Genomic DNA, 21,745 nt, shown 5'->3' with positions numbered 1-21,745 from the left:
AGCATTTTGCCTAGGCTACAGTTGGCTCCGTCTTTAGCCTCTAGGCTCTCTCAAGAGCAAGGGGCAACTGCCCGCAGCTTGGAGGAAGTGACACTCGTGGAGATCTCAGAACGGTTCCCCACCATTGGCACCAACTATGTGATGCCGGTTCGCTTTTGAGCCTCTTTGCAGGAGACGGTTAGATGGCGCAGGCCAGTGCGGACAAGCTCCTGCTCCACCAAACCCCCGCTAGGGCTTGCTGGGGCAGCTCAGCGTCTTGAGCTACCCAAGCAGGAAACTCTAGGCGAGCGATTTCGGGATCCCTCTCCCTGCTAACCAGTAGTGTTCCCTAAAAGTTTCCAGAACAAGCAGCTCCGTTCCCCAGGGGTGAGGGATTCATCGAGCAGCGCTAGTCCTAGGCAGCAACAGGGCCAAGTGAAGTTCTGCTTGGGAGCGGCACAGGGCCAGCACCTCCTCGGTGTCCACGTCATGTCTAGGCTAGGCTCCCTTTGGCCGGACGGGCAGCGGAGAGCCGTCGGAAAGAAAGTTGGAGCGCTCAGGCGGCTTGAGGGGCTCCTCCCCGTAGAGCAGTAGGGGCTGGCTGCCCAGCAGTGGCCACTCTTGTGTGTCGTAGTGGAGGGTTACCTGCCCCGAGGAGTAGGCGACCTCGAGGTGGTCGGGCGGGATCTGGGAGCCGTCAGTGGCCACCACCGTGTGCGGCTCCTGCAGAGGCTCAACTTTGGGCAGGGATCCCCACTCCACCCAGCGAGGCTGCCAGAGCCGGGGCTCCTGCCACAAGCAGGCAAACTCTTGTCAGACTCGGCGCAGGCGTTCTTGGCTGGCCTTCGACTCCTGCTGCAGGTAGTGGGCAAAGGCCGAGAGTTGGCCGCTGAGCTCAACGAGATCCAGCACAGGCGGCTGGCTCAGCCCTACTTGCCAAATCCTGCTCCGCTTCCTCCAAGGGAAACTCCCCGTAGACCTCGCTGCTGTTGTTGGGGCTTTCCTGCAGGCGGACGCGGTGCAGGCGCACCCCTAGCTCCCGCAGGGGCAGAGTCAGCAGCCGCTGGATGTAGAGGGCGATGTTTTCCGCAGTGGGCACCACCTGGGCAAAGTAGGGGATGTCTTTGTTTAAGAAGGTGTGATCCAGGGGTTTGACCACTTGCTCCTCGATCACCCGCTGCAGAGCCGCCAAGTCCACAATCATCCCCGTGCGCGGGTCGATGGATCCCTTGACGGTGATCTCCAGGCCATAGTTGTGGCCGTGGCCGTGAGGGCGGGCGCAGAGGCCGTAGAGGGCAGTGTTCTCCTCCAAACTTAGGTGATCCAAGGCCAAGCGATGGGCGGCGCTAAAGTGGGTGGCAACGGTCAGGTAGGCTTCCATGGCTTCTCCTCGGTATTCGGCCCAAAGGTGGGGATCCTCGTAGAGGCGCACGCTGGCTAGCGGCAGAGCATCGGCCAGGCGCTGCCAGATGGCGTAGGCAATGAACTCGGTGGTGGGCAGGGTTTGGGCAAACTCTGGCCAAGCTTCGTTGAGGTAGGCAAGGTTCAGCTCCCGAATTACCCGCTCCTGAATCACCCGCTTCACCTGCGAGAGGTTGAGCACCATGCCGTACTCGTCTACCTCCCCCGTCAGGCCCACCTCCAGCACGTAGTTGTGGCCGTGGCCAGGAAAGCGGGCATGGGGGCCGAAGCGGGCCAGGTTCTCGGCTTCCGAGAGCTCCGGCAGCCAGTAGCGGTGGCTGGCAGCAAATTGGGCGCGGCGGTAGATGGTACAGGTTCTGGACATGAAGGCTATGAATCTGTATAAGGATCCCCCCTTCAGCATAAACTCCAAACCGGCACTGTCCCCGCGGCGAGGGATCCCTGGGGCTGTCTCGACGCGCCTCCCTGCAGCGCCTTGGGATAGATGGCTAAAATCTCGTCCTGATGGGACTAGGAGTGTGTCAACCTGGTAAAGGTAGGGAAGGCTTCGGGTCCCAGGGAGCGGCAGACGAGGGAGCGGCTGTGGTCTATCGGGTTGGGCTATTGGGGCTAGGTACTGTCGGCACAGGCGTGGTCGAGATCTTACAGCGCCCTCCTCATCCTCTGTTGCAGGCAGTCGAAATTGCGGCGGTGGGAGTGCGTTCCTTGGACAAGCCGCGGCCGGTGTCGATTCCGCCTGAGCGCCTGACCACTGACCTAGAGCGGATTGTCTCGGATCCAGAGATTGACGTGGTCATTGAGCTCATGGGCGGCCTGGAGCCGGCTCGCAGCCTTATCCTGAAAGCCATTGACCACGGCAAACCGGTGATCACGGCCAACAAGGCAGTGATTGCCCGCCATGGGATGGAGATCTTTCAGGCTGCCGCCCAGGCCAGGGTGGCCGTGCTCCTGGAGGCAGCGGTGGGGGGTGGGATCCCCGTCATCCAGGCTTTGCAGCAGTCGCTACGGGCCAGCCGCATTCAGGCGGTCTGGGGCATCATCAACGGCACCACCAATTTCATCCTTAGCCAGATGGCCCAGGAGGGCAGCTCCTTTGCCGAAGCGCTGGCCCAGGCCCAGGCTCACGGCTATGCGGAGGCCGATCCCAGCGCCGATGTGGAAGGATGGGACGCGGCGGATAAGATTGCCATTTTGGCCAGCCTGGCTTTTGGGGTCGCGGTGCCGCGGCAGGCCATCCCCTGCGAAGGGATCGGCAGCATCAGCCCCACCGACCTCCGCTATGCCCGCGAGTGGGGCTATACCTTTAAGCTTTTGGCCATCGCCCAGAGGACTGAGGGGCAGGGAGCGGAAACAACCTTGGACATTCGCGTTCACCCCGCGCTGCTGCCCGTTACCCACCCCCTAGCCAACATCCAGGGGGCGGACAACGCCGTCTGGGTGCAAGGGGATCCCTTGGGGCAGGTGGTGCTGGCTGGGCCAGGGGCGGGCCGGGGGCCAACGGCCAGCGCTGTGGTCGGGGATCTGCTCACCCTGCTTGCCCACCTGCAGACAGGGGCCCATCTCCCCAATCCTCTGTGGGGATTGCCTGCCTCTCCCCCTATTGCCTCGCTGCTGCCGCTGGCGGAGGTGCAGTCGGAGTTCTATGTGCGGGTGTTGGCCCAGGATCGGCCAGGGGTGATGGGGGCCATTGGCACCTGCTTTGGCCGCCATGGGGTAAGCCTGGAGAGCATCACCCAAAAGGAGTGCCACCAGGAGCTGGCGGAGATTGTAATCCTCACCCACACCGTGCGCGAGGCCGACTGCCGCCAGGCGCTGGCCGAGATCCAACAGCTTCCCCAGGTGGCTGGGATCCCCAGCCTGTTTCGCGTGTTGCGCTAGCAAGTGGAGGAGGACAGACACCGTGGAGGCGGCAGTGGATTTTGCAACCCCCGAACTCCTCAGAGCCGAGGTGGTCGTCCTTGGGGCGGGCATCAGCGGTCTCACCCTGGCCTGGCGCCTGCGGCAGGGTCTATCGGCTAGAAGTAGCTCCGCTCAAGTGCTCTTGGCCGAGGCCAGCTCCCGCGTCGGCGGCTGCATTTCCACCCAGTCCAAAGACGGCTACCGCTGGGAGGAAGGCCCCAACAGCTTTACCCCCACCCCTGCCCTGCTCAACCTCATTGCTGAGGTGGGCCTGACCGACCAACTGGTGCTGGCCGATGCCAAGCTGCCCCGCTACATCTACTGGGAAAGGGAGCTGCTGCCGGTGCCGCTTAGCCCCGCGGCAGCCCTGGGCTCACGGCTGCTCAGTGTGGGCGGCAAGCTGCGGGCTCTGCAGGGCCTGTTGGGGTTTGTCCCGCCGCCGCCAGGGCACGAGGAAACGGTGCGGCAGTTTTTCCAGCGACAACTGGGATCCGAAGTGGCCGAGCGCCTAGTGGAGCCCTTCACCTCAGGAGTCTATGCCGGCGACCCAGATCAACTCAGCGCTGTGGCGGCTTTCCCGCGGGTAGCTGGCCTAGAGGAGCGCTACGGCAGCCTCTTTGCTGGCGCCCTGCAGGCTCTGCGCCAACGACCCCAGCCTTCTCCCGTAGCCATCCAACCCCCGCCCAAACGCGGCCAACTGGGCAATCTGAGGCAGGGGCTGCAGCAGTTGCCAGAGGCCCTAGCCCAAAAGCTGGGCGACAGCCTGCGGCTGGGTTGGCGAGCGGTGCAGCTTAAGCGGGAGGGAGAGCTCTATTGGGTGGGCTTTGAGACGCCAGAGGGATCCCGCTGGGTGGCTGCTCGCCAGGTGGTGCTGGCCATTCCCGCCTATGAGGCTGCCGCGCTGCTGCAGGAGCTCAACCCCCCAGCCAGCCAACTCTTGGCGGAGATCCCCTATCCGCCGGTAGTGGTGGTGGCTCTGGCCTATCCCCAAGAGGCCCTGCCCCAGCCGCTGCGGGGCTTTGGCCACCTCATCCCTCGCTCCCAGGGCCTGCGCACCCTGGGCACCATCTGGACCTCCTGCCTTTTTCCCGAGCGCGCTCCCCAAGGCTACCACAGCTTCCTCAGCTTCCTCGGCGGCGCCACCGATGCTGCCTTGGCCCGCCAGCAAGGGATCCCACCCATCCCTACGCTGTCTCCTGAGGAGCGAGCGCAAATTGCCCACGCCGAGCTTAGCCAGGTTCTGCTCACCCGCTGCGTCGAGCCCATCTACCTAGGGGAACGCCTATGGCCCCGCGCCATCCCCCAGTACACCCTCGGCCACCGGCAGCGGATAGCCCAGGTGCAGGCCCACCTGGCCTCCCAGACGCCGGGGATCTGGGTGTGTGCCAACTACCTGGATGGCGTAGCTCTGGGCGACTGCGTGCGGCGAGCTGAGGCCCTGGCGCAGCAGCTTTTGTCCCAGGCCTAGTCCTCCGCTAGTGGCCGATGGATCGCCCCTACACGGCGCTGCTTTTGGTTCCCACGGGCATCGGCGCCCGCGTGGGTGGCTTTGCCGGCGATGCCCTGCCGGTGGCCCGCGCTTTGGCGGCTGCTGTCGACTGCCTCATCACTCATCCCAATGTGCTTAACGGCGCCACCCTGTTTTGGCCCCTGAAGAACGTCCTCTACGTGGAAGGGTACGGCCTGGATCGCTTCTGCGCCGGGGAGTGGCACCTCAGGCCAGTGCGGCAAAACCGCGTCGGCGTCATCCTGGATGCCGGGATCCCAGAGGACCTCCGCCAACGCCACCTGCAGGTTTTGCAGGCCGCCCAGGCCACCCTGGGGCTGGACATTGGCCCCTGGCGCTTGACCCCTCGACCCTTAGGCGTTTCCGTCAGCTTTTCCCCTGCCGGGGCCAGCCAGGGATCCCTGGCCCAGCCGGATGCGCTTTTGGAAACTGCCCAAGAGCTCGTCCGCTTGGGAGCTGAGGCCCTTGCCGTGGTGGCCCGCTTCCCGGACGACCTTGACTTTAGCCAGTACGAGCAGGGGCAGGGGGTAGATCCCCTGGCCGGAGCCGAGGCCATCCTCAGCCACCTGGTGGTGCGGGAGCTGGGGATCCCTTGTGCCCACGCTCCTGCTCTCTACCCTGATCCTGACCCTAAGCCGGTTCACCCCCGGGCTGCCGCTGAAGAGGTGGGGTTTACCTTCCTGCCCTCGGTTTTGGCGGGGCTGAGCTACGCCCCCCAGTTTGTTAAAAGGGGGGATCCCCCCCAGCCGGGCGACCTGACGGCCGAGCAGGTGGATAGCGTCATTGCCCCGGCCACTGCCTTTGGCGGCCCCGGCCTGCTTTACCTAGCTAGCCGCCCCCGCCCGCCATTGTTTATCGCTGTCGAAGAAAACGCCACGGTGATGCAGGTCCACCCTCGCCAGTTGGGGATCCCCCATGTGGCAGTTAGCTCCTACTTAGAGGCCATTGGCGTGGTGGTGGCCCACCGGGCTGGGGTGGCACTATCTTCCCTAAGACTGCAGGTCTAGGCCAGGTTTTGGCCCAGAAACGGCAAGAGGCTGATGAGCAGCAGGCCCAGCGTGGCCAGCGACCCGACCAAGAAGGAGAGGGAGCGGCCGATGGGAATGTCGCCAATGTAGAAGAAGTTGTAGAGCAGCCGCGCCAGCAGAAACACGCCGCAGAGCACGGCCACCCCTTCATCGCCGCTGAGGCCAAACAGCCAGGGATCCGGGTGGGGGCCGGTGACGTAGGCTATCAGGGCTGAGGGTGCAAAGGTGCCCAGGGCCTCGAAGCCATTGGCGTGGGCCCAGGTAGCCCGCTGGCCGTAGGGAGGCAGCCGGTCGAACATTGCCCGGGGCGCATGGGGATCGTAGCCGACGCGGGCGCGGGCATAGCCCACCACGCCCATAGGCAGGTACACCAACAGGATGGCCGCTGCGATGGAGAACAGAGGAATGGCTTGCAGGGGGAGGTTGAACACCATAGGCAAAAGCAGCAAGGTGAGGGGGAAAAGCCGCACTGGCACCTTTTCCAGGCTAGCGGCTCTGCCAGGCGCTAGGTGGAGGTTTCTGGCAACATCGGGCTAGAGGAAGCCAGCAGGTAAGCCCCGATGGCCTCTAAGCTGGGTGGGTGCAGAAAAGGGACGGTGACAATGGCCTGCTGGGGAAAGCGCTGGGGCAACTGGGCCAGGATGGCCTGGTGGCGGCGCCGAAGAGCTGCACCAAAGGGGGTGGAATCCTCCGGCCACACGCGGTTGAGAACGGCATAGGGATGAGGGATCCCCAGGGCATCCAGTTCTGCCAGAAGGCGCTCAGTTTCCGCCAGAACTGCCTGTTCGGGGTTGAAGACGGGGATAAAGCTAGCAAACTGGGGATCCCGCAGCCGCTTTTGGAGCTGCCGCACCTGGGCCAAGAGATCCCGCAGCCGCTGCGCCCATTCCGGCCGGCCCACCAGGTCGCGGTACTTCAGCCACAGCTTGAGGGCCAGGCTTACCCAGCCTTCCAGGGCCTGCGGCATCTGCAAAAAGCGCAGGAGATGGCCGGTGGGGGCTGTATCCACCACCACCAGGTCGAACTGGCCGCTTGACTCCTGTTGCAGCACCGTCAGCAGGGCCATCACCTCGTCCAGGCCCGGTGGAGCCATGTGCAAAAGCTGCCGCCAAGCCTGTGGGTCGTACTGGATTTCTACGCCTGCCATCCCCTCTCCTGCCAACATGGCCGCCACCTCTTCCAGGTACGCCTGCCGGAAGCGCTCCAGCACCGCCGCCGCCTCAATCTCCTGGCCCAGCAGGTTGGGCAAGAGAGGGAGCGGCTCCTGTCCCAAGGTCACTTGGAACAGATCTCCCAAGGAGTGGGCCGGGTCGATAGAGACCAGCAAGAGCTGCTTGTCGGGATGGCGTTTGGCCAAGTTCCAGGCCAGGGCCCCAGCCACCGTGGTCTTGCCCACCCCGCCCTTGCCCCCTACCAAGAGCAGGCGGATCCCTTGGGCCAAAAAATCTGGCAGGCCCAAAGCCTGGCTCTGCCCAGAAGCCATCCCAAGGACTCTGTCCTGCTGGGGCGAAGGGGAGAGTTCTCCCGGGGCAGGGATCCCTTCCAACCGCGGCAGCACCTCCTGCAAGGGACGAAGCTGCTGCACCAGCTTGTCCAGCGCCGCCGGCCCAATCGGCTCTTCCAGTTGATAGGGACAGACCCAGATGGGGTAGCCAGGCAACTCCTCTTGGAGCGTTTTTAGCCAGAGCCGCTGCTCCTGCTGGCGGGCCAGGTAGATCCCTTCCAGGAGAACCTGGTTGACCAACAGGCCGCCAAGGGGCACTCGGCGGTTCTGCAACTGGCGACAGAAGCGGCGGGTCTCCGCCACGCTCAACAGCTCCGGGATCAGCACCAGCCAGGCGGCAGTGCTCTCCGGGTCGGTCAGTCTGGCTTTGCCCCCCTCCAGCTCGCTTTGCAAACGGGCCAGGAAGGCATCGGCCTCATCCGGTCGATAGGTGCCTGTTAGGGATCGGACGACCTCGCGGTGCTTGGCCTGGAAGGTGGCAAACACCGCCAGCAACTGGTCGAGAAAGTCGGGCAGTTCCAAGAGCCGCAGGGTGTGGCCAGTGGGGGCCGTGTCCAGGATCACCGTATCCACCTCTTGGCCTGCCAGCAGGCGATTGACCTCCAGGATGGCCATCAGCTCGTCCACCCCCGGCCAGCTTAGATCCCACAGGGGCAGGAGATCTTCCCTGCCCAGCCAACTACCCCGCTCGGCAATGAGCTCCAGAGCCAGGCCGTAGGTCTGCTTAAAGTCCTGCAGCAACACCTCAGCGTGCAAGGCCCGCACCTGCAAGTTGGGCCAATCCGGCAGGGGTTGGGGAACGTCCGCCACCGGGATCCCCAGCACATCCCCCAGGGAGTGGGCCGGGTCGGTGGACAGCAACAGCAGACGTCGCTCTGGTTGTGTCTGGGCCAGGTGACGGGCCAGGGCACAGGTGAGGGTGGTTTTGCCCACTCCCCCCTTGCCGCTAAACAGCAGCAAGCGACAGGAAGCAGGGAGGCAAGCAAAAGGGAAGTTGGCAAGTTGAGGAGGCGGCAAAGGGATCCCTAAATCGACTAGCGGAAAAGCATCTCGGCCACCGCGTCAAAGCCAGCGTCCAACAGGCGCTCCAACACCGACTGGGCTTGGCTGCGGCTGTCGTAGAGGCCGGCCTGCAGCACGGTTCTGCCGTTGAACACTGTTTCCACCGCCTCGGGAACCAGCTGCCGCAGGCGATTGAGGTCGTCGCTGCCCTTGGGGGTCACCAAGACGCGAAAGCGAGTGGGCGAAGCTGGGGCCGAGCTTGAAGGTGCGGCTGGGGTAGTGGGATTTTCCGTGGCTTGGCGGCGGGCCGGTGGCGGCAGCAGGGTGGTGATGTCGGTGAGGGGAGCTGCAGAGGCCCGGTGGACAGGAGCGGCGGGAGCAGGCTCAACCGGCTGGGCAGGGATGGTGGAGCCATCGGGGGTGAAGGGAACGGCAACAAACTCCTGGGCCTGGGGTTGAGCCCCTGCCGGCTGGCTGGGGGCACTGGGCAGAATCCGCCCTCCCGATACCGTTGGAGGAGGGGGAAGGGGGGCAGTCGATTGGGGCACCGTCACCACCGGAAGGGTGGGAGAGGCCGCCGCCGGCTGGGGATCCCTGCTGGAAGCTGGAGGACCGGCCTTGGGAGCACTGGGCAGCGTCAAGCTATTTGCAGCAATGGGTGGAGGGGCGTTGCTGGGCAAGGCAGCCACGGTGGCTTGGCCAGCCAGGTCCAGTTCCCCTTTGGTTTTGCCTGCCAGTTGGTTGCCGTTGGCGCTGAGGCGCAGACTGCGGGTGGCGTTGAGGATGTCGTACTGGCCGTTGCCCTCAAAAATGTTGTTGCCCGGATCCGAGGCCGTGCCCAAATCTGGCTGAGCGTTGGTGATGGCCGTGAGACCGGTTTCTAAGTTGCGGGCGATGAGATTGTTGCGCAGGATGGGACGGGCGCTGCCGCCGACAACAACGCCTGTGCGGTTTTGCAGGATGCGGTTGTGGCGGACAATAGGGGCCGAGCGCTGGTCAATGGTGAGGCCAAAGCCAGTTTCTTGGAAGAGGTTGTTGACAATGGTGGGCTGGGAGGTGCCCAAGACGGAGATGCCGTTGGCCCCATTTTTGTAGAAGCGGTTGCCCTCTATCCAGGGGTTGGAGGCGCCGACGATGAAAATGCCGTCGTGGATGCTGCCCACAAAGCTGTTGTTGAGAATGCGGGGAGAGGCCGATTCTACCCAGAGGGCATAGCCGCGGCGCCCCTGGTTGCGCAGGGTAACCCCCCGAACTTCTGAGCCGGTCTCTGCCAGCAGGGCAACATTTTGCCGAGCCAAGGTTGGGCTTATGTAGGTGCCGCCGCCATCGATAAGGTAGCCCTCTCCCAGGGTGGACTCATCTCCGCGCAGGATGAGGCCAGCCTTGAGGCGGATGGGGAAGACTTCGCCGCTTTCTGCGCTGTAGACCCCCGGCAGAAGCTGGATAATGCTGCCGGCTGGGGCCCGGCTGATGGCATAGGTGATGGTCTTAAAGGGGTTGCTGCGGGATCCATCCCCTTGGGTATCGCTGCCATTGGCAGCATCCACAAAGATGACCGGGCGATCGTCCGGCAGCGGTGGCGCTTGGGGCAGGGCTTGCTTCTCCAGAAGGCTGGCGTCTAGAGAAGTTTGCGCCCAACCGGGATCCAACTTCGCGGCCACCAGTAAGCTGGTGCTGAGGAGAAAAGAGACCGCTAGCCGCCTCAGGCTTGGAGCACCCTGCTGCCGCCGCAAGGCAGGCAAAGCTGCTGTAGATTGGTGTTCGCTGGATTTCTGAGGGTGGATAGACGATAGGCAAGGGATCATAGTGCTCATCCCCACACCAGGCTGCGCTAGAGAAGGAAGGTCGAGGTTATCCTACCAAACCTAACCGGCAAGATCCTGCCTTAGCCCCCACCTCTAGGTACGGATTAACGCCGACTTGGAATACCTGACACTACCCCCAGAGTGTCCCCCTGCCATGACCGACGAAGGCTTGCCCAAAGAGTTGCCCTTGGCAGAAGCCGAAACCCCGCCCTTCGCGGCCTCGCCGTGGCCGCCTCTGCTCAAGCTGCTGCTGTTGGGGATCCCGGCCCTCCTGCTGCTCTTGGGCCACTGGGCAAAGCAGCCAGCCTTGGGCTGGGGGGCGGTGCTGACCTGGCTGGGCCTGGCGAGTTGGTGGGGGCGTTCGCTCTGGGTGCAGATTGGGCGCGACCTCTGGCAGTGGCTGACTACTTGGCCCACCCTGGGATGGGCGGTGGCCGCCCTTGGCTTGGCTGGGGTGGGAGGATTGGCTGGGAGTGGGGTCTTCTCGACCTTGAGATCCCCAAGCTGGGAGGCCATTGGGGCCCTGGGCGAGGTGTTCGGGGCTACAGGCCAGATCCTGATTGCCCTTCTAGCCGCCTACATCGCCTGGCGGCAGTATGTTATCTCCCGGGATCTTACCATCCAGCAGAACATCATCACCCAGCAGCAGACCATCGACGCCTACTTTGAGGGCATCTCCAACCTAGTTCTCTCCCCTGACGGGCAGTTGGACGACTGGCCCCTGGAGCGGGCCATTGCGGCTGGGCGCACAGCAGCCATCTTGAACGGGGTGGATCGCTTTGGCAAAGCCAAGATCCTGCGCTTCCTCTCCACCGCCAACTTGCTCAGCCCCCTGCGCCGCGACGAACACCTGGGCCGGCCCATTTTGGACGGCAAAGGCGGCTACCAGCGGGATCGCGTGAACGGCATCCGCGTGGTTAACCTGGGCACGATGCTGGAAGGAGCCGATCTCCATGGCACCTCGTTGCGGGGGGTAGACTTCAGCGATGCCAGCCTAGAAGGAGCTGACCTGCGGGATTGCGATCTTAGCCACACCAACCTCTGCGGGGCCAACCTGCGCAATGCTGACCTCCGTGGGGCCGATCTTTACCGCGCTTTGCTGTTTGTGGGATCCCTCCAGACAGCTTCCCCTGTCCAGCCGGGGCAAAAGCCCGATTTCAAAACGGGAGCCTACGCCGGCGCCATCGTGGCGGGGGCAGACTTTCGCCGGGTGCGTCGCCTTTCCCCTGAACAAAGAGCTTACCTAGCCGCCTGGGGAGCTAAGCTCGATCCCGAGCCTCCGCAGGGAAAAGGGGCGAGGGGTGAGGGCCTGCCGGGGAACCGTTCAAGCTAGCTAGAGATGGCCCGCTTGTTCACCAAGTTTTGGCTGCTGGAGCGCTACCTCTTTGGCCAGATGCTCGCCCCCCTTTTGGCTGGCCTGGCGGGGGGAACCCTGCTGCTCTTGGCGGGCCGGCTCTTTACTCTGGCCGAGCGGCTGGTCGAGGGATCCGTGCCACCCCTAGGGGTGTTGCGCCTTCTCATTTTGGATCTGCCGGAGATGGTGGTGCTGGGCATGCCCATTGCCGCTTTTTTTGCCACCCTACTGACCTTGGGCAAGCTGAGCGGCAACAGTGAAATGACCGCCATGCGGGCGGCGGGGATTCCGTTTACGCGCATTTTTCGACCCTTACTTCTAGTGGGGCTGCTTTTGAGCCTAGCCGCTTTTGTGATGAGCAACGTGCTCTTGCCAGCTAGCAAGCGGGAAATCCGCCGTATCGACCAGCAGGCGCTTCTGACCCAGGCCACCAGTCTGGTGCAATACGACGTCTTTTTCAAAACCGAAGACAACCTCTGGTTTTTTATCCGCCAGGTGGATCCCCGCCTCAACACCATGCAGGATGTCACCATCTTGCGGGTGGATCCCTTGCCGGGGGGCAAGTACCAGTTGGTGGAGGTGACCCTGGCAGCTCAGGCAGTGTGGAATGGCCTGGGCTGGACTCTCAGGGAAGGCGTAACCCACCGCTACGGCCCCGACGGCCTCAGCCTGGCCGAGGAACCTTTCGACTACAAGCCGCTAGAAGTCTCCCGAGATCTGGCCACCCTGATGCAGCCGCCAGTTCCCCCCAACGAGCTGAGCCTGCCGGAGCTGGCGGAGCGCATTGCCCACCTTGCCCGCTCCAACCTCAATACTCAACCTCTGCGCACCGAGTTCCACATGCGCTTTTCCCTGCCCTTGGCCAGCTTTTTTGCCGTGCTCATTTCCCTCCCCTTAGGCTCCACCACCGCGCGAAGCGTAGGCCGCTACGGGGGCGTCGTCTTGGGGATCCTCTTGGTGTTTGCCTACTACGTAGTGCTGAGCGTGTCTCGCAGCCTTGGGGAAGCAGGAGCTCTTCCCCCCTGGGCAGCAGCCTGGAGCTTCAACCTCCTCTTCGGCGGCCTCGGCCTGCTGCTGTTGGCCCGTTTCTTACGCTAGGGAGGTCGACTTCCAGGAGTTTTCAGGAGGCTTTTGCCAGGGAAAAGCTTGGCCTAGGGTTAACCTAGGGCTAGAAGGCACCTATAGGTACAGGGATCCCCCTCCTCCCCCAGGGGGTTTCTCCAGATCCACCTTACTTATGATGGGTATAGATACCTATGATGGGTATAGGTAGGAGTATATCGGAGGAACTGGAGAGAGGGTAAGAATGTAGCTTTATTTACAAATCAACTTTTGTATGCAAAACATGTAGCTCTGCAAGGTTGATCAGAGATCCTTATTCCCAAAGGCAAGCTTTCCGTCGAGAGAGTCAAACTAACTGTAGGAGGGAACAAGCTATCCTATGGCTTCCATATATCTCAAGCCTATAGCTCGTCTAGGCAACTGGCTACAGACCCCTCTGGAGCTTATTCGAGCAGCCATCGATGCTGTAGAAGTGCGGGATCCCCGCCTTGCCCACTTTCTGTGCCGGTGGATTCCCGCCCGCTGCCCCTTTGAGCGAGACATCATCTTGTTTGGCTATAGGGTAATGCACATCCCAGCACTATGCAAGCTCAACCCCTTTTATGACCAGTTGGTAAGGCTGCGCTTGCGAGCTCTGTCCTTCCTAGCGGAGCGGGGGGACGACATCAGCCGCTACCTGTGAGGCGGGAAGAGGGGGCGGGAGTTTGGCGCTTGCAGGTAGAGATCTGGGGCAATTTTCTGCCATAATTTAGTAGCGACGGGATGTAGCGCAGCTTGGTAGCGCATCTGCTTTGGGAGCAGAGGGCCGCAGGTTCAAATCCTGTCATCCCGATAAGGCGGCTAAAGCAAGCGCTTGGCCGGGCTAGCTGGAGGAGCCCTAGCAGGCCAGATCCCATCCTAGGCAAGCCTGCATCACCTGGCCCAGCAGGTATAGGGATCCACAGACCACCCCGGGTGGCTCGTCGGGATCAGGAGGCTGCTGCAGTTGGGCCCGCAGAGCGTCAAGATCTGGCAGGGCCTGGGCAAGGCAGAGATGGGGCTGGAGGCTTCGAGCTATGTGGGCCAATTCTTGCGGATCCGTTCCCGCATGGCCGAGGATGGGCAGGGCCAAGAAGCGATCCCCCGGTCGCAGTAGGGTAGCCAGAATACCCTTGACATCCTTGGTAGTGAGGATGCCCATGTACCAGGTGAGGGGTCCGGGCTGGTGCTGGTCAAGGTAGCGGCGCAGAGCTTGGGCAGCCGGCAAGTTATGGGCTCCATCCAGCAGCAGCTGGCGGGATCCAATCTGCACTCTCTGTAGGCGGCCCGGCCAACGGGTGAGAGCAAATCCTTTGGCAACAGCAACATCTGGGATGCGCCAACCTTGTTCCTGAAGAGTCTCCACAACGGCCAGAGCTACCGCCCCATTGACCAGTTGCACCTCACCGGCCAGGGGCAGGGTAAGCACCTGATCCCGCCAGCAAACGGTTTGGGGACCCGACCAGTGCAGAGGCTCCACTACCCGCAGGGGACTGCCCACCTGCTCTGCCTTGGCTTGGATCACGGCCATCACCTCAGGGGGTTGGGGCGCGCACACCGCGGGGATCCCTGGCTTAAGGATGCCGGCCTTTTCGGCGGCAATTTGCTCCAGGCTATTGCCCAAGCGTTGCCAGTGATCCCAGCCGATGGAGGTGATGGCGGTCACCACCGGCTCGATTCCGGCGTTGGTGGCATCCAGCCGACCCCCTAAGCCCACCTCCATTACAGCCACCTCCACCTTTTGCTGGCGGAAGTATAGCCAGGCAGCAGCAGTGAGGGCCTCAAACTGCGTCGGAGAGGCCTCGCCAGGAGGGTAGGTTTGTAGACAGTCCCGCACTTGGGCCAACGCTTGGCTCCAGTCGGCGGCGGAAATATACTCCCCATTGAGCCAGATCCGCTCGCGCCAATCCACCAAATGGGGGGAGGTGTAGCGGCCCACCCGGTAGCCCGCCGCCCACAGCACGTGGCTAACCCAGGCGCAGACGGATCCCTTGCCGTTGGTGCCAGCGACGTGGATGGCCGGGATCCCCGCCTGCGGCTGGCCCAGGCGCTGCAGCAGAACCTGCATGCGATCCAGGCTGAGATCGACGCCAAAGTGGCCCAGCGACTCCAGAAACCCAGGCCAATCCCAGGTTGAGATCCCACCCATTGGCGACAGGGTATTCGGGCTCAAGCTTCACCTCAACTCAGCACTTCCCCACTGGCGCCAAAAGCTGTCAAAGGTTCACCACAAAAGCGTCGCGAATGCCCGGCTGCTTGAGCACCTCTTCTAGGATTCCATCCGGCAGGGGATCATCCAGGCTGAGCACCATCACCGCATCGCCGCGGATGATCTTGCGCCCCACCTGCATGCTGGCGATGTTGACGTTGTAGGCCCCCAGCAGGGTGCCAATCCGCCCGATGATCCCCGGCATATCCCGGTGCAAGGTCATCAGCATGTTGGCCGAAGGCGGCACATTGACCGGGAACTCGTCGATCTGGGTAATGCGCACCTCCCGCTCCCCAATCAGCGCCCCCGAGACGGAACGCACCCCATTGGGGCCGTGGGCAATCAAGGTCAGGGAGCCGGAATAGTCCTTCACCGAGGGATCCCGCGTTTCCACTACGCGGATGCCCCGCTCCTTGGCCTCAATGGAAGCGTTGACGTAGTTGACCCGCTCCCGCAAGGCCAGCGTCAAAAGCCCCTTGAGGGCGGCGATGACAATTGGCCGGCTGTCTTTCTCTGCCAGGGATCCCTGCAGGCGGATCTCCAACTGGCTAACCCGATCCCCCGCCAACTGACCCACCAGATTGCCCAGCGTTTCGGCCAACTCGAGGTAGGGCTTGAGGCTTTGCAGCACCTCTGCCTGCAGGCCGGGAATGTTCACAGCCGAGCGAGCGGGCAGCCCCAGCAACACATCGCGGATCTGCTCGGCTACATCGATGGCTACATTGACCTGCGCCTCCTCGGTAGAAGCCCCCAGGTGCGGTGTCAGCAGGAGCTCCTTGCCCAAGGAAAGAAGCGGTGAATCTTTGCTGAGGGGCTCTTCGGCAAAGACGTCCAGGGCCGCCCCGGCAATCTGGCCGGATTTGAGGGCTTCGTAAAGGGCTCGCTCGTCTACTAGGCCGCCACGGGCACAGTTAATCAGGCGGGCGGTCGGCTTCATTAGGCGAAAGGTTTCAGCGTTAAATAGGTTAGTGGTCTCGGGGGTCTTGGGAACATGCAGGGTGATGTAGTCCGATTCCTGCACCAGGGTTGTGAAATCCACCAGGCGCACCCCCAGTTGCTCCGCCCGCTCTACGGAAATGTAGGGATCGTAGGCCAAAAGCCGCATCCCCATCGCTTTGGCAATCTGGGCTACATGGGAGCCAATCCGGCCCAGGCCAACGATACCCAGGGTCTTTTTGTAAACCTCTACCCCCACAAACTCCTCTCGCTTCCACTGGCCTGCTTTCAGGGAGGCATTGGCATCGGCAATGTGGCGCGAGAGGGCCATCATCAGAGCAATAGTGTGCTCGGCGGCAGCGATAGTATTGCCCTCAGGGGAGTTGACCACCAGGATCCCTGCTTTGGTGGCAGCAGCCACGTCGATGTTGTCCACACCTACCCCTGCCCGGCCAATGATTTTCAGGTTCTTCCCGGCCTCAATGACCTCACGGGTAACCCGCGTGCCGGAGCGCACCATAATGGCATCGTAGTTGGGGATAACTGCGATCAGCTCCTCGAGGGTGAGGTTGGTGCGCACATCCACCTGAGCTACCTGGGAGAGGATGTCAATTCCCGCCTGGTCAATGGGATCGGTGACGATAACTCTGGGCATACGCAACGCTAGCCTAAATTGCCAATGCCGCAAGCCAGCCTGACTCCTGCCGCGGCGCTGAATGTTGACCCGACTCCAGCAAGCACCTTTAATCTACCGCGAAAGTCTGCCGGCCCTCTCAAGGCCTGTAGCTTCATCTCAGCGGGATCCCACGGGGGCAAGATATTTGCCGTCGATCAGAAAGAGGCCATTGGCAAACTGCACACAATAAGTGCCCAACATCCGCCGCTGCCGAATCACCCCTTGCTCGTGCAGCCGAATCAGATGGGCCGGGCGCAACATTGGGATTGGATCGGCCGTCTTTAGATAAGGAGGCATCTCCACTACCTCAACCCTTGCCCCCACCGGCAGCAAATCTTGAGGTTCAGCCATAGCAAGAATCCCCCAAGGGGTGACGAGAACACCTGCTTTCAGCTCAGCGGAGCTTGCGCTAGCTCCCAGAAGCGCGGCGCTAAAAACAGCAGCTCCCAGTCAGCTTAAGGAAAGTGCTTCGGCTTCCTAAGCCGCTGTCAATCGCCAGCAGACTTGCTATTATACTCTGACCTCAGGGCCTTGATTTCCCGTGCTCTGGGTGGCAACCACTCGACCTCATTCCCCTTGCTCACCCTTGGCCTGCTTGCCGCCTCTTTGCGCAAACCCTGTAGGAGTGTTAAGAATAGTTACGTCAGCCGGCTACTTTCTCAGTTTTTTCAGCGGTTCTTTTCAGGATTGGAAACGACCATGGTAGATCCCATTCCTCCTCCGGCTTTGGAAGAATACCTCTTGCAAGCGGGCATCATCGACCGCTCGCAACTGAGCTTGGCCAAGAAACTGCAGCGCCGCCAGCAAGGACCGCTGCTGATGATCCTTTTGGAGCTGAGTTTCATTGACCTCGAGCAGCTCAGGCGTCTTCTAGATCTGGGCCGCACCTACGACCATGCTGCAAACGCTGGACAGCCTACAGCCTAACTGGCAAGAGGAGCTGGCCCACTGGTCGGCGGCGGGGCAGGGATCCCTGCTGCTGAAAAATTGCGGGAGCAAGGAACTGGCGGAGCTGGACTGCTGTTTACGGCAGGTCTGTGCCCCTGCTCAATCTTTGACGCTGCTGACAGCAGACTTGCAAGTGGTGGCTGGCCCCCTGACGCTGCAAAGCTGGGAGCCTGAAAAAACGGGTGCTTTTGCCCATCTCTACCTGGAGCGCGCCGAGTCTGCCCAGCACCTCAGCCGCCTTGCAGCAATCGTGGCCCAGCTACGTTCCCCCAGGGGTTGTCCTTGGGATCGCGCCCAAACGCCCGAATCCCTCACTCCCTACATCCTTGAAGAAGCCTACGAGACAGTGGCGGCCATTCGATCCGGGGATCCGGCGGCTATTGCCGAAGAGCTGGGGGACTTGTTGTTGCAGGTGGTGTTGCAATCCCAGATTTTTGCTGAGCGCAACCACTTCAACCTGGAAACCGTGGCAGCGCGGATTGCCGACAAGCTCATCCGTCGCCACCCCCATGTGTTTGGGGATAGCCCCCAGCCAGAGAGTTCTGACCTGTCCGAGTTGCACCGCTTTTGGGAAGACATCAAGCAGCAAGAGCAGCCGCAGCAAACTCTGGGTCAAAAACTGCTGCACTACGCTGAAACTTTGCCCCCCCTGCTGGCCGCCTTGAAAATCTCCCAAAAGGTGGTGAGCTCCGGGTTGGAGTGGCCAACAGGAGAAAGGATCTGGGCCAAGATCCGCGAGGAGGAGGCCGAACTGCGCCAAGAGCTGGAACGAGATCCCCCCGACCGGGCGCGACAGGAAGCTGAGCTGGGGGATCTGCTGTTTGCCCTGGTCGCCTTGGGCTGCTGGTATGGGCTGGATGCTGTCCAGGCTCTGACCCAGACAAACCTGCGCCTTGCTCGCCGCTTTTTGCGCCTGGAAGAGCTGGCGCGGCAACAGGCAGAACAAGACTTCCCTCTCAAAGGCCGCCGCCCTCAAGAGCTAGAGGCGCTTTGGCAGCAAGCAAAGCAAGAACACCCCCATCCTTTAGGGATGGCGCAGCAGATTGAGGACAGGAAGAACTAGCTCTCGCTTAGGCAAAGCCAGGGGCTGGGGAGTCTCGCCCCTCCAAGAGGCAGGTGGCAGAGGGGAAGAAGAAGTTGGCACCTTGCCCACAGGGCGTAGTTGCCAGCGGATGATCTGCTCACCGCGGTAAAAGGTCACCACCAACTGATCCCCTTGGGGTTGGATTTGCCAGGTGCCATCGCCGCTGGTAACCGAAATCTGTTCGCCAGAAAAGGGCGCATCCAAAGCTGGCCCCGACTGGCTCCAAATCCGTCCGCCTCCTGTTTCCAGAACCAGTTGCACCGTTGCCCCCTGTCCTTGGCCGCTCAGGATCTGGCCAGTGCCAATCCAGACTTGGGTCTCTTGAGCCCCAGCAGACTGCCCCAGTTGCAGAGCCAGGAGCAACAGTCCTGTCCAGCTCCCCCAGCTTTGTAGCGCTCTCCCCCAACGCCGAGGGAAAGAAGAACAGCAAGCTAAGAAGGCCATTGCTCCCACGTTGTACTCCACGCTGCGCTAAAGCTAGAACAAGAGCCCGCACCCAGCCGCCTTGATCCCAATCTAGGCAACCCCTGCCTCCCCCCACTAGGCTGCAACTTGAGTCTCTGGCTACGGGGATCCCTAACAACCGTTTCGCCAACGCGCAGAGCCAAGCCCTCCACCCTCTTCGGGGGGAGAGATCCTTTCTTCAGGCGTGAGAACTCCTCGCGAAACCTAGGGGGCTGAAGCGCAGCGCTGCCCAGACAGGAGGCAAAACCGAAGGTAGTCGGCTGGACACGGGGTGATCTGCAGGTCAACCTCCTGCTGCAACCCTGCGCCAGGGCCGGCCATGCTGCAGAAACTGCCTTGAGACCCCTTCCTCCGGGGGCTTCCACTGGGGCACCCCTACTTACGGAGAAGCTTAGGTGTTCCTCTCCTGTTCCAGCTTGGCCATTGCAATCTGGCTTTCTAGGTGGGAAATGCCCTCGCGAAGGGCAACTGCCTGGGCTTCCACCTCCTCTAGGGAGCGGCGAACGATCTCTGCCGCCCTGAGATGTTGGTCTCGCTGCACCAAAGCCTGGCGTGCCAGCTCGTCCTGGTTATGCTGGATAGCCGCTCTGAAAGACTTATACAACCCCGGGTGAAAGCAGACTTTCACTCGGCGTTGAGCCTTTCTTCCTGCTTCAGCGACCCATAGCTAGTGGCAGAGTCCACCCCTACCACCCCGCCAGAGGGATCTCCACAGGCGTGACTTCCCCGCAAGCTGCAGGTAGTTGCTCCTTGCCCCCATAAGGCACACCGGCTAAAGACGGAGCCAACTTTAGCCTAGGCAAAACGCCTACCCAAGAAGATGTACCTGCTAGCCTACTAGCTCAGCCCATCTACGTCAAGGCAGAAGGTTGGTTAGGTCCGGTGAATCAAGGAGCTTACGGCTGGCCAGGGTTGTGGTCAGGCTGCGCTGCAGGTGTTTGAGATCCCGCTCCAGCTGCCGGATGCCTACCCCCTGCTGGCTGGACTTTTTCCACAGCAGTTTGCCTAGCCCCACCATCACCACCGCCGTGGCAATACCCACACCTGCTGCTGCGGCTGGGTTTTCCCGCAGGAAAGACCCCTCCAAAGCGTAAGGCCCTGCAAAAGCTACAGTTTGCAGCGCTGTTTCTCGAAACTCCCACGGCATCACCGGCTTGGGTTGCTGCCAAAAACCACGGTGTGCCGCCTGCGCGACCCCTTGAGCTTCTAGGTAGCGCTCCCGGTTGGCCTCGTGCAAAAAGCGCTCGTAGACCACCGCCTGTCCTTGGCGCAGCATCTCCAAATTCACCAGGCCATCGGCGTTGTACACCTCGACAATGTGCAGCCCCTCTGGGGTGATGTAAAGAGTGTCGACCTGCACCAGGGATCCCGGTGGCAGCAGCTTTTGCAAAGCCTCCTGCGAGAGCCGTCCCCACTGTCCCTGCGTCAGCTCCGGCGCATCTACATAGGCAAGGCGAAAACGGGTTGGCCTGCCGTTTAGGTCTGCCCAGAAGGTGTCCCCATCGACCACCGACCGCACTCGCACTGTCTCGAAAGATTGGGCTGCTGCAGGCAGGATAACCCAACTGCTGGCAAGGACAGCCGCCGTCATCGGGAGGGAAGTTTTTGAGCTCATAGGGGTCACTCCTAAGGTGAAGTCAAGAAAAACTCTGGGAACAAACCCAAGCCCTAGAGCGTCCCTAGAGGCTTCTACAAGGGTAGCTGCTGCTCCCTGGGACGGTGGCTGCCACCTTTCGCACAAGAAAGTTAACTTTCCTAGCCAAAAGACACGGCTTTCGGCCAACCACCTCAAGCAAACAGCAGAATTGGGGCTAGAGTTCAGCTCAGCAGAGCCTGCTCCTGGAGCACAATCTTTGCGCTGGCAGTTGAATTACAGGCGGAGGCGATAGGGCTCTTCCTCGATCCCATCAGGCAGGGGAGGCGGGAGAATTTCCACTTCACCTGTGGGCAGCGTCCGCAAAACCGTGCCCAGTTGGGCCAGTTGCTCCAGGGCAAACAAGCGGGTGTCCCGGTCGCTGGTGGCGTTAAACACGCTCAGCCAGACATCGAAGCGAGAACGGCGGCTGAGAGGGCTGCGGGCAATGTTGTCCCCCAACTGGCGAAAGTCGTCGCCGGGCAAGCCCACCTGCTCCCGCCAGGCCGCGGCTTGGTAGTAGTCATTGCGACCTGCTTCCGCATCCCCCAGAAACATGAAATTGATCAGGGCGCGATCCACGTAGAGCCGCCAGGCATCGGGATTGTTCTGGGGGTTGAACTGCTGTAGGCCGCGATCCAAAATCTCGATAGCTTTTTCCGGCTGACCGGCCCAATAGGCCAACACCAAGCTAGACAGTCGGTAGCCCTGGAAGAAAGAGGGATCCAGCCGCAGCATGTGGTCAAAGTACTCGTAGGCAAGGCCGTAGCCGGTCTGGGCGCGGGCGCGGGCGTCGCCGTAGTACTGGATTAGCTCTAACCACAGCCAGGAAGCTCCCAGATTGCGGTAGCCCAGCCAGCCCAAGGTATTGGCCAGGGCAATGTTGCGGTTTTTGCGGACCTCGGCATTTTCTATGGCCTCCAGGTTGATCCGCTCCAACATGGGCAGCTGGAGCTGCACTACCAGGATCCCACACAGCAGTGCCCCCCCAACGGCAGCCAAAGTGCCGGCCAGGGACAAGTGAGAGCGACGACGAGGTAAAGCAGCGGTGGTCATACGGGCAGGTCCTTGGGTGGCTCCAGTCCATCATGGCACTCCCCGCTCCCCAAAGAAGGAGACCGGCTTCTGGGTAACTTTGGCTGACCGCTCTGAAAGACTTAAAAGCGGACTTTTGCTCCAGGTTGACGCTTTCTTCCTGCTTCCACGACCCGTAG

Annotated in this window: 20 protein-coding genes and 1 tRNA gene; 9 read left to right on the top strand and 12 right to left on the bottom strand. The window is 61.9% G+C overall.

All coding sequences use genetic code 11. From position 1 onward, the window contains the following. Positions 1–477 precede the first annotated feature (477 nt). On the bottom strand, positions 478–777 hold the full coding sequence (locus tag NW807_RS05595; protein ID WP_414425508.1) for a hypothetical protein: 300 nt from the start codon (positions 775–777) through the stop codon (positions 478–480). Positions 778–874: 97 nt separating this feature from the next. After that, the gene (locus NW807_RS05590; RefSeq protein WP_414396400.1) at positions 875–1,765 is read right to left on the bottom strand and encodes a 6-carboxytetrahydropterin synthase; all 891 of its coding nucleotides are present in this window, start codon (positions 1,763–1,765) and stop codon (positions 875–877) included. A gap of 218 nt (positions 1,766–1,983) precedes the next feature. Between NW807_RS05590 and NW807_RS05585 the strand changes: the two genes are divergently transcribed. Genes NW807_RS05585 through NW807_RS05575 form a run of 3 tightly spaced genes read left to right on the top strand, consistent with a single transcriptional unit; the run spans position 1,984 to position 5,814 of the window. Next, positions 1,984–3,279, top strand: coding sequence for a homoserine dehydrogenase (locus NW807_RS05585; protein WP_414425507.1), 1,296 nt, complete (start codon positions 1,984–1,986; stop codon positions 3,277–3,279). Between the two features lie 34 nt (positions 3,280–3,313). Next, on the top strand, positions 3,314–4,768 hold the full coding sequence (gene hemG, locus NW807_RS05580) for a protoporphyrinogen oxidase (protein ID WP_414425506.1): 1,455 nt from the start codon (positions 3,314–3,316) through the stop codon (positions 4,766–4,768). A gap of 17 nt (positions 4,769–4,785) precedes the next feature. Next, positions 4,786–5,814, top strand: a complete 1,029-nt coding sequence (locus NW807_RS05575; RefSeq protein WP_414425505.1) for a DUF3326 domain-containing protein — start codon at positions 4,786–4,788, stop codon at positions 5,812–5,814. On the opposite strand, the gene NW807_RS05570 is transcribed toward NW807_RS05575, so the two are convergent. From NW807_RS05570 to NW807_RS05560, 3 genes are all read right to left on the bottom strand, one after another. Continuing rightward, positions 5,811–6,311: an MAPEG family protein gene (locus NW807_RS05570; RefSeq protein WP_414425504.1), complete on the bottom strand. Its 501-nt coding sequence runs from the start codon at positions 6,309–6,311 to the stop codon at positions 5,811–5,813. The genes NW807_RS05575 and NW807_RS05570 overlap by 4 nt on opposite strands. Positions 6,312–6,340: 29 nt before the next feature. Further along, positions 6,341–8,299, bottom strand: coding sequence for an ArsA family ATPase (locus NW807_RS05565; RefSeq protein ID WP_414425503.1), 1,959 nt, complete (start codon positions 8,297–8,299; stop codon positions 6,341–6,343). A 74-nt stretch (positions 8,300–8,373) separates the two neighbouring features. After that, the gene (locus NW807_RS05560; RefSeq protein WP_414425502.1) at positions 8,374–10,155 is read right to left on the bottom strand and encodes a DUF1565 domain-containing protein; all 1,782 of its coding nucleotides are present in this window, start codon (positions 10,153–10,155) and stop codon (positions 8,374–8,376) included. Positions 10,156–10,300: 145 nt separating this feature from the next. On the opposite strand from NW807_RS05560, the gene NW807_RS05555 reads away from it, so the two are divergent. From NW807_RS05555 to NW807_RS05540, 4 genes are all read left to right on the top strand, one after another. Continuing rightward, positions 10,301–11,479, top strand: a complete 1,179-nt coding sequence (locus tag NW807_RS05555; RefSeq protein ID WP_414406086.1) for a pentapeptide repeat-containing protein — start codon at positions 10,301–10,303, stop codon at positions 11,477–11,479. A 6-nt stretch (positions 11,480–11,485) separates the two neighbouring features. Further along, positions 11,486–12,598 (top strand): LptF/LptG family permease, encoded by a 1,113-nt coding sequence (locus NW807_RS05550; protein WP_414396384.1) that lies wholly within the window; start codon positions 11,486–11,488, stop codon positions 12,596–12,598. 343 nt (positions 12,599–12,941) lie between these two features. Beyond that, entirely contained in the window at positions 12,942–13,244 is a 303-nt protein-coding gene (locus NW807_RS05545) for a Mo-dependent nitrogenase C-terminal domain-containing protein (RefSeq protein WP_414425501.1), read from the top strand. A 76-nt stretch (positions 13,245–13,320) separates the two neighbouring features. Next, positions 13,321–13,394, top strand: a tRNA-Pro gene (locus NW807_RS05540). A gap of 45 nt (positions 13,395–13,439) precedes the next feature. Here NW807_RS05540 and NW807_RS05535 read toward each other — a convergent pair. The 3 genes from NW807_RS05535 to NW807_RS05525 all read right to left on the bottom strand — a co-directional run bounded on the left by NW807_RS05535 (position 13,440) and on the right by NW807_RS05525 (position 16,752). Further along, complete coding sequence (locus NW807_RS05535; RefSeq protein WP_414425500.1) at positions 13,440–14,753, bottom strand: bifunctional folylpolyglutamate synthase/dihydrofolate synthase; 1,314 nt, start codon at positions 14,751–14,753, stop codon at positions 13,440–13,442. 43 nt (positions 14,754–14,796) lie between these two features. Beyond that, complete coding sequence (gene serA / locus NW807_RS05530) at positions 14,797–16,380, bottom strand: phosphoglycerate dehydrogenase (RefSeq protein ID WP_414425499.1); 1,584 nt, start codon at positions 16,378–16,380, stop codon at positions 14,797–14,799. 138 nt (positions 16,381–16,518) lie between these two features. Continuing rightward, the gene (locus NW807_RS05525; RefSeq protein ID WP_414396374.1) at positions 16,519–16,752 is read right to left on the bottom strand and encodes a DUF3148 domain-containing protein; all 234 of its coding nucleotides are present in this window, start codon (positions 16,750–16,752) and stop codon (positions 16,519–16,521) included. 348 nt (positions 16,753–17,100) lie between these two features. Between NW807_RS05525 and NW807_RS05520 the strand changes: the two genes are divergently transcribed. After that, entirely contained in the window at positions 17,101–17,328 is a 228-nt protein-coding gene (locus NW807_RS05520) for a DUF2949 domain-containing protein (protein WP_414396373.1), read from the top strand. Next, entirely contained in the window at positions 17,297–18,412 is a 1,116-nt protein-coding gene (gene mazG, locus NW807_RS05515; RefSeq protein ID WP_414425498.1) for a nucleoside triphosphate pyrophosphohydrolase, read from the top strand. The genes NW807_RS05520 and mazG overlap by 32 nt, the downstream gene beginning before the upstream one ends. On the opposite strand, the gene NW807_RS05510 is transcribed toward mazG, so the two are convergent. The 4 genes from NW807_RS05510 to NW807_RS05495 all read right to left on the bottom strand — a co-directional run bounded on the left by NW807_RS05510 (position 18,374) and on the right by NW807_RS05495 (position 21,587). Beyond that, a complete protein-coding gene (locus NW807_RS05510; RefSeq protein ID WP_414396367.1) occupies positions 18,374–18,796 on the bottom strand; it encodes a hypothetical protein in 423 nt (140 codons plus the stop codon). The genes mazG and NW807_RS05510 overlap by 39 nt on opposite strands. A gap of 493 nt (positions 18,797–19,289) precedes the next feature. Beyond that, positions 19,290–19,502 (bottom strand): hypothetical protein, encoded by a 213-nt coding sequence (locus tag NW807_RS05505; RefSeq protein WP_414406092.1) that lies wholly within the window; start codon positions 19,500–19,502, stop codon positions 19,290–19,292. A 252-nt stretch (positions 19,503–19,754) separates the two neighbouring features. Then, on the bottom strand, positions 19,755–20,513 hold the full coding sequence (locus NW807_RS05500) for a thermonuclease family protein (RefSeq protein ID WP_414425497.1): 759 nt from the start codon (positions 20,511–20,513) through the stop codon (positions 19,755–19,757). 255 nt (positions 20,514–20,768) lie between these two features. Then, positions 20,769–21,587 (bottom strand): hypothetical protein, encoded by an 819-nt coding sequence (locus NW807_RS05495; protein ID WP_414406094.1) that lies wholly within the window; start codon positions 21,585–21,587, stop codon positions 20,769–20,771. Between the last annotated feature and the right edge of the window lie 158 nt (positions 21,588–21,745).

The organism is Synechococcus sp. R70.1 (genome assembly GCF_047461675.1).
GTDB lineage: Bacteria > Cyanobacteriota > Cyanobacteriia > Thermostichales > Thermostichaceae > Thermostichus.
The sequence above is the reverse complement of the archived record's forward strand: the minus strand, read 5'-3'. Positions and strand labels throughout refer to the sequence as shown.

Coding starts and splice junctions, on each gene's coding strand:
- NW807_RS05495 (WP_414406094.1), bottom strand. CDS start 21,587: ATGACCACCGCTGCTTTACCTCGTCGTCGCTCTCACTTGTCCCTGGCC.
- NW807_RS05575 (WP_414425505.1), top strand. CDS start 4,786: ATGGATCGCCCCTACACGGCGCTGCTTTTGGTTCCCACGGGCATCGGC.
- NW807_RS05560 (WP_414425502.1), bottom strand. CDS start 10,155: ATGAGCACTATGATCCCTTGCCTATCGTCTATCCACCCTCAGAAATCC.
- NW807_RS05590 (WP_414396400.1), bottom strand. CDS start 1,765: ATGTCCAGAACCTGTACCATCTACCGCCGCGCCCAATTTGCTGCCAGC.
- NW807_RS05520 (WP_414396373.1), top strand. CDS start 17,101: ATGGTAGATCCCATTCCTCCTCCGGCTTTGGAAGAATACCTCTTGCAA.
- NW807_RS05545 (WP_414425501.1), top strand. CDS start 12,942: ATGGCTTCCATATATCTCAAGCCTATAGCTCGTCTAGGCAACTGGCTA.
- NW807_RS05500 (WP_414425497.1), bottom strand. CDS start 20,513: ATGAGCTCAAAAACTTCCCTCCCGATGACGGCGGCTGTCCTTGCCAGC.
- NW807_RS05525 (WP_414396374.1), bottom strand. CDS start 16,752: ATGGCTGAACCTCAAGATTTGCTGCCGGTGGGGGCAAGGGTTGAGGTA.
- mazG (WP_414425498.1), top strand. CDS start 17,297: ATGCTGCAAACGCTGGACAGCCTACAGCCTAACTGGCAAGAGGAGCTG.
- NW807_RS05550 (WP_414396384.1), top strand. CDS start 11,486: ATGGCCCGCTTGTTCACCAAGTTTTGGCTGCTGGAGCGCTACCTCTTT.
- NW807_RS05555 (WP_414406086.1), top strand. CDS start 10,301: ATGACCGACGAAGGCTTGCCCAAAGAGTTGCCCTTGGCAGAAGCCGAA.
- serA (WP_414425499.1), bottom strand. CDS start 16,380: ATGCCCAGAGTTATCGTCACCGATCCCATTGACCAGGCGGGAATTGAC.